The 12,912-nt window shown below is 38.2% G+C and carries 15 protein-coding genes and 1 tRNA gene; 3 read left to right on the plus strand and 13 right to left on the minus strand.

Annotated elements, in window-relative coordinates:
- Positions 1-4 precede the first annotated feature (4 nt).
- From QM524_RS13610 to QM524_RS13620, 3 genes are all read right to left on the minus strand, one after another.
- Positions 5-937, minus strand: coding sequence for an SGNH/GDSL hydrolase family protein (locus tag QM524_RS13610; protein ID WP_283345024.1), 933 nt, complete (start codon positions 935-937; stop codon positions 5-7).
- A gap of 132 nt (positions 938-1,069) precedes the next feature.
- A complete protein-coding gene (locus QM524_RS13615) occupies positions 1,070-1,582 on the minus strand; it encodes an NUDIX hydrolase (protein WP_283345025.1) in 513 nt (170 codons plus the stop codon).
- A gap of 8 nt (positions 1,583-1,590) precedes the next feature.
- The gene (locus tag QM524_RS13620) at positions 1,591-2,037 is read right to left on the minus strand and encodes a DMT family transporter (RefSeq protein WP_283345026.1); all 447 of its coding nucleotides are present in this window, start codon (positions 2,035-2,037) and stop codon (positions 1,591-1,593) included.
- A gap of 97 nt (positions 2,038-2,134) precedes the next feature.
- On the opposite strand from QM524_RS13620, the gene QM524_RS13625 reads away from it, so the two are divergent.
- Positions 2,135-3,061, plus strand: a complete 927-nt coding sequence (locus tag QM524_RS13625) for a serine hydrolase (protein ID WP_283345027.1) — start codon at positions 2,135-2,137, stop codon at positions 3,059-3,061.
- Positions 3,062-3,102: 41 nt separating this feature from the next.
- On the opposite strand, the gene QM524_RS13630 is transcribed toward QM524_RS13625, so the two are convergent.
- From QM524_RS13630 to QM524_RS13650, 5 genes are all read right to left on the minus strand, one after another.
- A tRNA-His gene (locus QM524_RS13630) sits at positions 3,103-3,179 on the minus strand.
- A 105-nt stretch (positions 3,180-3,284) separates the two neighbouring features.
- Positions 3,285-3,896, minus strand: a complete 612-nt coding sequence (locus tag QM524_RS13635; RefSeq protein ID WP_166552624.1) for a superoxide dismutase — start codon at positions 3,894-3,896, stop codon at positions 3,285-3,287.
- A 231-nt stretch (positions 3,897-4,127) separates the two neighbouring features.
- Entirely contained in the window at positions 4,128-4,580 is a 453-nt protein-coding gene (locus QM524_RS13640; protein ID WP_095161095.1) for a nucleoside deaminase, read from the minus strand.
- The gene (aroC, locus tag QM524_RS13645; RefSeq protein WP_283345028.1) at positions 4,580-5,689 is read right to left on the minus strand and encodes a chorismate synthase; all 1,110 of its coding nucleotides are present in this window, start codon (positions 5,687-5,689) and stop codon (positions 4,580-4,582) included. The genes QM524_RS13640 and aroC overlap by 1 nt, the downstream gene beginning before the upstream one ends.
- A 56-nt stretch (positions 5,690-5,745) precedes the next feature.
- A complete protein-coding gene (locus QM524_RS13650; protein WP_283345029.1) occupies positions 5,746-7,194 on the minus strand; it encodes a BatD family protein in 1,449 nt (482 codons plus the stop codon).
- 251 nt (positions 7,195-7,445) lie between these two features.
- On the opposite strand from QM524_RS13650, the gene QM524_RS13655 reads away from it, so the two are divergent.
- Both QM524_RS13655 and QM524_RS13660 read left to right on the plus strand, forming a co-directional pair.
- On the plus strand, positions 7,446-7,664 hold the full coding sequence (locus QM524_RS13655) for a hypothetical protein (RefSeq protein ID WP_095161098.1): 219 nt from the start codon (positions 7,446-7,448) through the stop codon (positions 7,662-7,664).
- 538 nt (positions 7,665-8,202) lie between these two features.
- Positions 8,203-8,718 carry an HNH endonuclease gene (locus QM524_RS13660; protein WP_095161099.1) on the plus strand — a complete coding sequence of 172 codons (516 nt, stop codon included), beginning with the start codon at positions 8,203-8,205 and terminating at the stop codon, positions 8,716-8,718.
- A 145-nt stretch (positions 8,719-8,863) separates the two neighbouring features.
- Here QM524_RS13660 and QM524_RS13665 read toward each other — a convergent pair whose 3' ends face one another.
- The 5 genes from QM524_RS13665 to rpmH form a co-directional block, all read right to left on the minus strand.
- Positions 8,864-9,376, minus strand: coding sequence for a DUF2480 family protein (locus QM524_RS13665; protein ID WP_283345030.1), 513 nt, complete (start codon positions 9,374-9,376; stop codon positions 8,864-8,866).
- A 34-nt stretch (positions 9,377-9,410) separates the two neighbouring features.
- Positions 9,411-10,106, minus strand: a complete 696-nt coding sequence (gene tsaB / locus QM524_RS13670; protein ID WP_283345031.1) for a tRNA (adenosine(37)-N6)-threonylcarbamoyltransferase complex dimerization subunit type 1 TsaB — start codon at positions 10,104-10,106, stop codon at positions 9,411-9,413.
- 137 nt (positions 10,107-10,243) lie between these two features.
- Entirely contained in the window at positions 10,244-11,908 is a 1,665-nt protein-coding gene (locus QM524_RS13675) for a S41 family peptidase (protein ID WP_283345032.1), read from the minus strand.
- A gap of 191 nt (positions 11,909-12,099) precedes the next feature.
- Entirely contained in the window at positions 12,100-12,486 is a 387-nt protein-coding gene (rnpA, locus tag QM524_RS13680; RefSeq protein ID WP_283345033.1) for a ribonuclease P protein component, read from the minus strand.
- A gap of 84 nt (positions 12,487-12,570) precedes the next feature.
- Positions 12,571-12,726, minus strand: coding sequence for a 50S ribosomal protein L34 (gene rpmH, locus QM524_RS13685; protein WP_095161102.1), 156 nt, complete (start codon positions 12,724-12,726; stop codon positions 12,571-12,573).
- Between the last annotated feature and the right edge of the window lie 186 nt (positions 12,727-12,912).

The raw sequence follows: 12,912 nt of genomic DNA on the forward strand, positions 1-12,912 counted from the left end.
GTTCTTATCTTAAAAGGCTATCTATTTCTGCTTGTAATGCTTTTGCTTTTGTGAGTGCTTCATCCATGGGTAAACCCTCTGGCATTTCTGGACGTGTGTGTTGGGTAGCGCGAAGCCAAGCATTTTTGAGGATATTATGTCGTGCTTGGATTTTCTGAAAAAGTAACAACAAATTACTTACCGAGCGATTGGGGTATAATTCTGTCCAAACTTCTGCATTTTTGGCTTTTTTCAAACCAAAATAGGTCAACATATTTCTACAGATTATCCAGTGTCCCTGCGAGTTGGGATGCACACCATCAGAAGCGAATGTAGCATCTGGGTTTTTCTTTTTAGCTTCTTCCAAAGCCTTTTTCATTGGGAAATGGGTATCGATTATCTCCCATTTTTTTTGTGCAATAAGCCATTGAGCATAGCGATCCATGACTTCGGCGTAACTGAAAGCTGCCTCTTTTTTCTTTTCTTCATAAACCGAAGGAGTTATATGGATAATTTTCGCTCCCATAGCTTCTACTTGTTGATGAAGCTTTTGGATACCTTCCTGAAACTTCAAAAAACGTTCTTCTGAAAAAGGCTGATAAATACCATCGTTGATACCATAAGTAGCAATAACAATATCTGGATGAATCATTTTCAAAACCCTATCAAGACGCTCAAATAATACTGGACGAGGGAATCTGCCATTGGCGTGCCCTTCTTCCGAAAGCCCAGAAACTGTCTCGCTCGGAAGTCCACAATTATAAAACTCTACCTTACTTTCTGGATTTTGTAAACGATAAATCGTTTCGAATAGCTGGATATATTCGCCCGAATAGGTAATACTATTTCCAAGAAATAATACTTTTTTGACCGAAGGATCAAAAAACTTTTGGCTAAAGCTATGTTGACACAGCAACATAAACGCAATCCAAAGAAAGCGAAGAGAGATGTTTTTCATAGTTATGAGAGGCAAATAAATGTACGAGAAGCGGTTTTTACTTTATTGCATTGAAGAGATTAGTGTTAAAGTTACGTTTCGTCACAGACCATCAATTCTACCTAGCGGGTGAATCATTTCACCCGTGGTTAATTAGCTTTTTGTAAAATCAAACATTTCATTGAAAATACCTCTTTTAGCTTGCCAATCTTGTACAGCTCGTCCAGTGCCTGCTGGCCAAGGCTTAATTTCTTCAGGCTTTAGACGTTTGTAATCTACTAGTTCTTCAGAAAGTTCGATTGTTCCCGTAGCTTTGACATGGTAAGTAATAATCAATTGGTTCATTCGATGAAACTCGTACAAACCTACCAGTTCTACGATTTCGCCATCAAGATTTAGTTCTTCTTTGACTTCTCGAATAATGCCCCCAGCTGGCGTTTCACCAGACTCTAAAAATCCCGTAATAAGTGCATACCAAGTAGCTGGCCAAGCGGCATTGCGTGCCAAAATAATATCTCCTTCATGCTCGACAATGGCGGCCACCACAGGAATAGGGTTGTTCCAGTGGACATATCCACATTCACTTTCGTCGGGACAAAAATGTCTGTCTCTGCCATCTTTGATTTTATACACGAGTTCTTTTCCACATTGTGGACAAAATTTCATCTTTGTCATCAGAATTTACGAATAAGTACAACACCTGCCAATAATAAAAGTGCCCCTAAGAGGCGCCCTGCCGATATTTCACGTACAGGAAGATTAAATAAACCAAAATGGTCCATCAGTATCGAAATAGTCATTTGCCCAGCTATCACCAAACCAAAAGTTAATGCTACTCCTAATCGAGGCATCAATACCACAATAGTGCTTACATAAAAAGCGCCTAAGATACCCGCTAACCAAACATACCAAGGTGCTGTACGAAACGCCGTAAATTGTTGCATGGGAATCTGGGTAACAATGGCATAAACTATCAAGGCAATGAGCCCCGTAATGAATGATAGAATAGCCGCTAAAATCGGATGACCTACAATTGAGGCCATTTTGCCATTAAATGCTGCTTGTGTTGGAAATACCGCCCCACAAAGAAAAGCTAAGAAAATAAAAATGAATTGTTGCATTTTATAGGTACAAGAGAGATTGTAATTGCTCGATAAATAGTAAATTGGTTGAAAGGTGTTTGCCTTTTGTAAACTTTTAACAATTTCATCAAAAACTATGAGAAAAACATTTTACCTCAAGATTCTGTTCATTTTATTTTCTTCTCAACTCTTTGCTCAAGCTCCCACAAATTCTTTCAAAACGGATAAAACGCTGGAGAAAAAGCTTCAAATGCTCGTAAAAGACTTTCAGGGTGTAGCAGGTATTTATGTGAAACATTTGAAAAAGAATACGGGAGTAGCTATTCAAGCAGATACCATTTTTCCAACAGCAAGTATGATTAAGGTGCCTATAACCATTGGTTTGTTTAATAAAATCGAAAAGGGCGAACTCGACTATCATGCAATTCTGACTTACAGAGACTCCCTTTTGTATGCGGGAGAAGATATTTTAGGATCGTTCAAGGACGGTGAAAAAATCGCTTTGAGCAAAGTTGCTATGCTGATGATTACTACTTCTGACAACACCGCCAGTCTTTGGTGTCAGGCTATGGCTACTGGCACAGCTATCAACGAATGGCTAGCTGCTAATGGTTTTGAAAATACTAGGGTTAATTCGCGTACTGCTGGTCGTGAGTTCTATCGTAAAATTTATGGCTGGGGACAAACTACGCCTAGAGAAATGGCTGAATTATTAGTGAAAATTAGAAAAGGAGAAGTAATTAATCCTGCTGCTAGCGAGCGTATTTACCGCAATATGGTGAGGATTTATTGGGATGGCGAAGCACTAAGTCAAATTCCTCCAACGATTCAGGTGGTCTCTAAACAAGGTGCTGTAAATCAGTCAAGATCTGAGGTATTTTTAGTAAATGCTCCTTCTGGTGACTATGTAGTTTGTGTTACTACTAAAAATCAAAAGGACGAATCATGGACGAGAAATAATGAAGGGTATCAATTATTAAGAAACGTTTCAAAAATAGTTTGGGAGCATTATGAGCCTAAATTCCAATGGACAGCACCAGCAGGAATAGAAAAATGGTACTGATTGGGGTAAAATAAAAAAGGTTATCTTTTCAGATAACCTTTTGGGGAGAATGATGGGGCTCGAACCCACGACCCTCGGTACCACAAACCGATGCTCTAACCAACTGAGCTACACTCTCCGTGTTTTTTAGTGATGCAAAATTAGGTATTTTATCACTATTAGGCAATACTTTGAGGCTTTTTTTTACAAAAAAAATCAAAGTATTGCCTAAGTTTTTGATTATCTAGGCTTTAGCTGATTGGTATCTAGCTTCAGCGATATTCCAGTCAATTACATTCCAGAATGCGTCGATATAATCTGGGCGTTTGTTTTGGAACTTCAAGTAGTAAGCGTGTTCCCAAACGTCTAAGCCGATTACAGGAAAACCTTTAACATCAGCTACGTCCATCAATGGGTTGTCCTGGTTTGGCGTAGAAGAGATAGCGATAGAACCATCTTTTTGAGCTACTAACCAAGCCCAGCCTGAACCAAAACGACTGATAGCCGCTTTTTTGAATTCAGCTTTGAACTCATCGAAAGAACCAAATTTAGCATTGATAGCTTCAGCCAATGCACCTACTGGAGCACCACCACCGTTTGGAGAAAGAATATTCCAGAACAAGTTGTGGTTGAAGTGACCACCGCCGTTGTTACGAACCGCTGGTGAAAGCGTGCTGATAGAAGCCAAAAGTTCTTCCAAAGACTTACCTTCTAATTCTGTACCTGCTACAGCAGCGTTCAAGTTTGTTACGTAAGCATTGTGGTGACGGTCATGGTGGATTTCCATTGTCAATGCATCAAAATGCGGCTCCAACGCGTCGTTAGCGTATGGAAGTGGGTCTAATACGAATGCCATTTTTTAAGTTAATTAAGTTAATTGAGTTTAAAATATATCTGTCAAGTACTTTAGAAATAGACTGTCCAATGAATCATGTAGATTGATAAAAACAACCTATAACCAAGTCGTCTTTGTTTTTGACTATGAGTCTTTGTCTAAAAAACTGCCTTCAGAGGCTATAAGTTCCTGTAAAGTTTGTTTATTAAGGAAAATCTAAGAACTGAATGAGCCAATGGTACGACTAATAAGCTAACGTAGTTTTTTGAAAAAGCTTTTCAGCATAGCTTCACAAGTCTCTTCCAATACGCCAGTGATAATTTGTGTTTTGGGGTGATAAATTTTTGGACTCACTTTCGAACACCCCCTTTTATCGTCCATGGTACCAATGACGATTTTCCCTATTTGAGACCAATACAAAGCCCCGCCGCACATAATACAAGGTTCGAGTGTCACATACAAGGTACAATCTCGAAGGTATTTTGCTCCTAGTGTATTAGCTGCTGCCGTTAGCGCCAACATTTCGGCATGAGCGGTCACATCCTGCAATAGTTCGGTCTGATTATGTGCTTTGGCAATAATGGTATTTTGACAAACGACCACTGCTCCCACTGGAATTTCCCCTTTTTCCATGGCCATCTCTGCTTGGTAAAGTGCCAATTGCATAAAGTACTCATCTGAAAAAAGGGAATTATTCTTTTGCATTAAAACTCTAATTTTTCTTCTTGTTCATACGCCAATCCTTGTGTGGCACGGTTACGAAGGTAAAAATCTACTAAAACCAAAGCTGCCATTGCTTCTACGATAGGTACAGCACGTGGTACTACACATGGATCGTGGCGGCCTTTACCAGATACCGTAACAATATTACCTTCTTGATCCACGCTCGCTTGGTCCTGCATGATGGTTGCTACTGGCTTGAAAGCTGTTCTGAAGTAAATATCTGCCCCATTTGAAATACCACCTTGGATACCTCCAGAATGATTGGATTTGGTTTTTACTTGTTCGTCTTCGATAAAAAACTCGTCGTTGTGCTCAGAGCCGTACATTTCTACACCCGCAAAACCACTGCCATATTCAAAGCCTTTTACAGCATTGATACTTAACATGGCTTTACCTAGCTCGGCATGAAGTTTATCAAAAACAGGTTCGCCTAAGCCTACAGGTGTACCTGTTACCACGCAGTCTACGATTCCACCAATTGAATCTCCCTTTTTACGAGTTTCATCAATATAGTCGAACATTTCTTGTGCTAAGGCTGGTTCTGGACAACGAACGGCATTTTCTTCTGCCAATGCCAAGTTGAGCTCCTGATATGATTTTTCTAATTTTAACTTACCTACTTGCGAAACGTAAGCTTTGATATCTATACCAATATTTTTTAATACCAACTTTGCCAAAGCACCTGCTGCAACACGAGCCACCGTTTCACGAGCCGAACTACGACCACCACCACGATAATCACGGACGCCATATTTGGCTTGATAAGTAAAATCGGCGTGCGAAGGTCTAAATTGTTGAGCAATATGTGAATAGTCTTTCGAACGTTGGTCGCCATTCCAAACCAACATAGCTATTGGTGTACCTGTGGTTTTTCCTTCAAATACACCCGAAACTACCTGAAACTCATCGGCCTCGCGACGTTGTGTTGTAATACGTGACTGCCCTGGCTTACGGCGGTCTAACTCACTTTGAATAAATTCAGCATCAAAAGGAATTCCAGCTGGACATCCATCTACCACTACCCCAACTGCTTGTCCGTGCGATTCACCAAAAGTGCTAATTTTAAATAATTTACCGTATGTACTGCTCATTTTTTGAATGATTTGACTCGTGGCAAGGGGTACTTCAAATTGCCCATGAGTCGATGTTATTGTCTGGTTCTCTTGCCTGGTAAAAACAGATAAATCAATCCTGCCAGCATAATGATAATGATGATATTTGCTTCGTTCTTGAGAAGTCTCACCAAGTTGCTTGTTCCTTCGGGTGTCGAGATATTCTCTAGTCCATCATAAATCGTCGAATTTTCAGCATTAGGAGTATCTACCGTGCTAATAGTTCGACCCTTGGTATGGATTATCACTTTGGGCTTTAGCGTATCATATTGAGCTGTAGTTGGATTGAAAAATACCCAATTGAAATACTTTGACATTGCAAAGTTACCAGCCTGTTTGGGAATAATATGAAAAGTAAAAGATTTTGTGCCAATAATTTTACTGCCTTGAGGCGATACAATCGAGTTAATATCAGGTTGAAAAAAGTCAAAAGTACTATCATTTTTGACTTCGGGTAAACGAATTACAGAGATATTCCCATCACCAATAATTTGAATTTGATAGTCGATAGATTGCCCTGTTTGCGCTTTACTATTACTCACATTCTCTTTAAGCGAAAAATTGCCCACCGATACTTGTTGCTTCAGAGGGTGCGGTGGTAAGTCTCTCGGCTGTATGGTAAAAGCTTTACTCAAAAAAGTAACATAATTACGTTTTTTAGATTCTTTTTCATCAAAGTCTTTTAACAAACGAAGATTTGCAGAAGGGATACTAATTTTCTTGTTATTAAGTGGATAAAAAGTTGCCTGATAAAACTTGTATTGCGTATAGGTTCTACCATTCAATTTTACCGTCGAAGTTTGCGTTTCGGTAAGTCCAAAGCTTTCTTCCCAGCAACTTTCAGGTTTTATCTTTTTGATAATTTCAGGAATCTGTATTTCGTTATGATCAAATTCTAAAGCGGCTGTATTGTTTTCGGCAACATAAAACGCTAGCGTCAAGGTAAAGTTTTCTCCCACATAAGGCGCTAATTTGTTGGTGCTGATGGCCAAAAATGCATTTTCTTTTACATTTACTAAGTCTTTTTGATTGCCTTCAGCTACTGATACCAATGATTCCTCATTCTCCGTTTCAGGATTAGGGCTTGCTACTGCTTTATTGACAATTACAACTACTCCCTCGTTTTTGATTTCGGTGCCATTAACCAGTACTTTAAATGGTTTGATTTTTAACGTACCTTCTTTTTTAGGCTGGTAGTTTTGGGTAATATTATAGGTAACCGTAGGCTGTCCATTAACAACCGAACGAGCAATAGACTTTGAATATCCTCGTTTATTAAATTCTATTAATTCTGGAAATTTACATTCAGGAAATGGCTGGTCAGGATTTGTTTTTACCACAGTTGTTATGGTAAAAAATCCATCCATTGTGATGGTCTTTTCACCCAAAACAAGTGTAGGCGTGTTTTCCTGAGCTATCAGCGAATAGCTGAATAAAAAACAAAATAATATTGGAATATTGATATATTTATTTGTAAATTTCACCGTTTTTCGTCAATAGATACTATTTTATGGGTTTTGAATGATTTACTGTTTTCAATTTCTAGATTTATTCGTTGGCGAATATGACACACTAAAATGAAAACTTTGAGTTTGGGATGAAGAAATGCCTATGTGTCTGAAGTGCTAATTGTTGAGCAATTTACGACTTTTACCTCAAGAAGACACTATTCAAACTTAAATTACCGTTTAACCTAATAACTTAAAAACCAAGATTATCAAATCTAATTTAAACTATGACAGCTTTAGACTATGTCAAAATGATACTTGAGAAAGTAAGTTTTGATGCAAAGTTATTTGAAAAAGAGCTAAGAAAGGCAATTAAAAACTTAGCCATCGATGAAATTAAGTTCTTGCATGAATGGTGTTTTGAAAGATATGGCAAGATGTATGAAAAGTTAATCACTAAATGCTTTAATCGTTTGAAAAGGAGGATACCTCTGAGGCTAACGTAGTTTCTATACAATCTTATGACATAATAAAAAGGTCTGTATCCAAGAATGATATCTTCGGTACAGACCTTTTTATTTGAAGCTATGGACTTTCGGTGGTGGACTTTGGAAAAAGCATGGCTGTGGGTATTAAATAACATTTTAACACTCTTTGCCTTGTGCCTGTTGCCTAGTGCCTAAATACATAACTTAATTTTTATTTTGCTCACTAACCTACTTGTATTACGTATATAACCAATTCATTAGCAAATAATTACGGCAAAACTATTTTTTGAATATACGAGTTGTATTATTGAGATTTATCATTAATTTGCGAGTAGGTGGAAAACTCAATGGTTTCATAAAACTACCATTTTTGAATAGCTATTACCATTTTGTTTTCATCGTTCTGTTAGCCTTGTGCGATTGAATTTTACTATAATAAGCATGTTTCATAACAACCATATATTCCAACATCTCAAGCGTAGAGGTCATTAGTAGAGGTAACTGACAAAATACCTTCGGCTGATGACCATATTGTTCACTAAAAATTGAATTAGTTATGGGTCGGAAAGTCTTAGTATTGAATCAAGATTACACAGCATTAGCCGTTTGTTCTATTCCCAAAGCATTTTTGTTAGTGTACCTAAATAAGGCCGATTTGGTGGCCGAATCCGAAAACGAGCAATTACATAGTATTTCTCAGGCTTTTCCTATGCCTTCGGTTATTCGCCTTCACAAGTATATCTATATGCCTTATAAGGGTGTTATTTTGTCTCGTCAAAATATCTTCCGTCGTGACCACAACGTATGTCAATATTGTGGCTCCAAAGATGACCTTACCCTCGACCACGTCATGCCAAAATCACGTGGTGGACGTACTACATGGGATAACCTCACGACAGCCTGTCGAAGATGTAATTCAAAAAAAGGAGATTTAACACCAGAGGAGGCAAATATGCCACTCAGAAGCAAGCCTTTCAAACCTTCGTTTATTATGTTTCTGCGTGACTTAGGTGGTAGTCTAGAATCAAGTTGGATTCCGTTTTTGGGAAAAAGAGAAAAAGCGATATTTTAATGATTTGAAGATTTGAAGATGTGGGGATTTGGAAAATAGTATTTGTATTTGAATACACGAACAAAAATATTATAAATAAGTAGCAATCGCAGAAAGTGCTGTCTTATAAAATCATTCTCAGATCTTCAAATCCCCACAATCATATTTATTTTTTCTTGTAAAGAGGTACTGTGCTGCATGGCTCACCAAACATGAGGCTTTTGACATGTGGCATGAGTTTTTGCGTTATTTCCACGTATGCAGACGTAGGAACAGGTACTTTTGAGCAGCCCTTTACCACTACTCTAGCATCGGCATAATCCAATGGATTGATTTTAGCAATAGCGTCAAAATACAACTTATCTTCTAATTGCTCCAAATTTCCATATACTACCGCGTTGGCAAACGGACTTAATTTAAGTGCTAAAAGCATATAAGCCCATGTCGGAATAATGGCATCTTCGGAGCAAATAATAGCTACATTTTTGCCTTCATAAATAGACCAATCATGATTTTTGAGAAACTCACGGAAATCCTTTTCTTTCAAAATCATTCCCATGAATAGGTTATCTTTCAAGTCATAAATGACTCTTTCGCCTTGGTGATAATAATCTTCAAGGTCGAGCGTAACCAATCCACTGCTGGCTACTTTATTGATAATTGGGTCGTCTAGTTCCATAATCATTAAACTTAAGATTGATGCTCAACAAATGTTAGGCTTTGTTTTGGGCAGCTTTGGGTGTTGTTCCAACAAAATCTTTTAAATAGAAAGGCTCAAAACTTACTACATTTTCAAATGCCTGTTCTTGAAAAGCCTTATAGGCTAATACGCCTACCGTACGAGCCGAAGGATACAAATCTGTATTAGGGAATAGAGCATTGGAATGAGAGATTTGGCTTTTGCATTTGGCTGCACCATCACCAAAAAATACAATAGACTGTTTTTCTAATAACTCAGTAAAAGCAGTTTCGTCAATAATTTTGGCTTCAATTTCACTGATATTTTCCATAGCAGCATTCCAAACACCACAGTAAACCTCCATACGACGTGCATCAATCATCGGGCAAAGTAGCGTGTCGGCACTGTACATATCTTTGAGTTGTGCTGCCATTGCCTCAAGTGTATTTACAGATAATAAAGGCTTATCTAAGGCAAATGAAAGCCCTTTGGCTGTAGAAACCCCAATACGTAATCCAGTATAAGAACCTGGACCTTTGGCAACCGCAATGGCGTCGAGTTGTGAAAGTTCATATCCAGCTTGCTTAACTACATTTTCAACCAATGTAGTCAACATTCCTGAATGCGATTTTTCAGTAAATAATTCAGAAAGACCTAACAGCTTGCCTTCTTTATGTAATGCTACAGAACAAACTTTGGTCGAAGTATCGATACTAACTATCAGAGACATAATGATTTGAGATTTCGCTTTGCGAATGTTTTTATTGGTGAGTGGGTAAAATTGATAACTCACTCTATCTAAACAAAAATGTGCTTGAGAATTGCTCCCCAAGCACACAAATTTACGAAATATTTATAGTCAGAATACTATTTCTTTCCTTTCAAGATATTGTTATAGCGGTTCATATCGCCAAATAACTTGAGTGCTGCTTGTATTTCTGGGTCTTTGGCAAATGATTGCTCGCGAGTACCTTTTTGCAAATAATAATGTACCACAATTTCTTGCTCCAAAGCTGTTTTGATTTCGTCCTTAAACTTCATCATATCCGCTTCTTTATTGTGTGAAAGTTTTGTGCGCAAAGCTTTCAATTGGTCAGCTACAGCGTCGTAATATCTTTCCTTTTTAGCAGAAGCTTCAAGTTCATTCAAGTCTTTTTCAGCCTGAGTGGTATAGTCAAAAGTTTGCGTGGCTGCCCATTTAACAAAGTCTTGATATTCGGCATCACTCAAAGAAAACTCCTTGGCAGGCTTAATGCTCGGATGCTCGAAATGGTATTTGATAGCATAATCAAACAAAATCAAACGACCCGATAAAGATTGAGTTACTACCGCAGGAATTGGCTTTTCAACTTCAATATCAGGTAAAATTCCTCCACCATCATAAACGGTACGACCACTACGGACAGTTTTGAAAGCTGTCATAAGCGAATCTGGTACTTTTCCTACACTACCATCTGGGTTGCGGTGGCTATAGTCAATCGCCTGAATACAACGACCACTTGGAATATAGTATTTGGCAGTAGTTACTTTGAGTTTGGTATTGTAAGGTAAATCACGTGTGATTTGAACCAAGCCTTTTCCATAACTTCTTTGTCCAACCAACACTCCGCGATCGTAGTCTTGAATTACACCAGCGACAATTTCAGCAGCCGAAGCACTTCGCGAGTTGGTCAATACCGAAATCGGCATATCTACATCTACAGCCGCTTTTACCCCCGAATAGGTTTTATTCCATTCTTCAACTTTTCCTTTGGTTGAAACAATTTCTGAATCTTTCGGTAAGAAAATATTACAAATATCTACTGCCATATTTAGGAGACCACCAGGGTTTTCTCTCAGGTCAAGGATAAGTTTTTTCATGCCTTTTTCCTTCAATTCAGCAAATGCCTGACGAACTTCTTTGGCTGCGGTGGTATTAAAGTCCTTCAGGTCGATATAGCCCACTTCGTCGTTGATCATGCCGTAGTAAGTGACATTTTTCATTTTCACGACATCACGCGTTACGCTAATATCTTCAAGTTTATTGCTACCATAACGTTTTACGGTAAGTTTTACGACAGTACCTGTTTGACCTTTGATGAGTTTGCCGGGGTCGATACCTTTTTTACTAAGTTCGATGCCGTCTACTTTTACAATTTCGTCACCAATACGCAAGCCAGATTTTTCAGCTGGTGTTCCTTCGTCGATAGCCATTACAGTAATACGCCCCGAACGATTGCCCGTTACAATGCCAATGCCATTGTACTTACCAGTGGTCATGGTCATGTAATCCTCAATATCGTCTTCGGCATAGAACACGGTATATGGGTCAAATGACTTCAACATAGCATCGATAGACATTTTGATAGTACGATTTGGATTTATTTCGTCGACATAATAGCGATTGAGCTCCTTGAAAAGCGTAGCATAAATATCAAGGTTTTTGGCAATTTCAAAAAAACGCTCTCCTTGGTCGGTAAATGAAGCGAGAGATAAACTTCCAACAAGAGCAGAAGTCGCCAAAAGGGCTCGGTAAGGTCGTTTTAATTTCATAATAGGATTAATTCAGCTTTCTACACCAATAAGAATATAACGAAGCTAAAGCAATTGTGTTATTTTGTATAACAAAAAACTTAAGTAACTAGGCAAAACTGGATAATTATGCGCTAGGCTGTAAGCTTAGGCATTAGGTAAGTACAGCTTTTAGCTTACGACATATTGCTTAAAGCATATTGCGGGTAAAATTACATTTTATGCAAAATACTCTTCATCGACTTTTCGATTTTAGCGAAGTCTTCGATTTTTTTACCAATATACACAAAAGCGATGGATGCTGGTAGAGGGCTGTCTTTTTTTTGAAGCAGGATAGATTTGTTGAGACGATAAGCTTCTCTGGTGCGACGTTTGACTAAGTTACGATCAACAGCATGTTTAAAGTAGCGCTTAGATACAGAGATAAGCATCTGAGGAAGTGTAGGTTCTGTATTTTCGTTAGATAATTCTTGTAGAAAATAAGAAACACGAAAAGGGTAGAGAAAAACCGATTTGGTGTTTTCACTACCCTTATCAAAGAGGGAACCAATTACCTTCTTACTGGAAAGTCGTTCAGATTTCTTTAAAGTTGCTTTCATGCAAAGTCTCATGTAAGTGTCTCTGGAATCGCGTTGAGCAACTGTTCACACGATACTTGAAACACGAAACGCAGAAACTTTGTATTATTTACCTCTCTTCTCGTCTGAAACTGTCAATTTGTGTCTTCCTCTTGCACGGCGAGCTGCCAATACACGGCGACCATTTGCAGTTGACATTCTTTCACGGAATCCGTGCTTGTTTTTTCTCTTTCTTACCGATGGTTGAAACGTTCTTTTCATTGCTATTGAAAATTGAAATGCCTTTTACAATATGAACTGACTGATTTTCAGAGATATTTTGAAAAATTATCAAAGGATGTCTGAAGTATCAGTGAAAATTTTCAAAATACAAAAATCTTTTGCCCCGAAATTAGGACTGCAAAGGTACTCAATTATTTTTTAATTGCAAACTACTTTTACAAAAGA

The sequence above is a fragment of the Flectobacillus roseus genome (assembly GCF_030056595.1).
GTDB lineage: Bacteria > Bacteroidota > Bacteroidia > Cytophagales > Spirosomataceae > Flectobacillus > Flectobacillus roseus.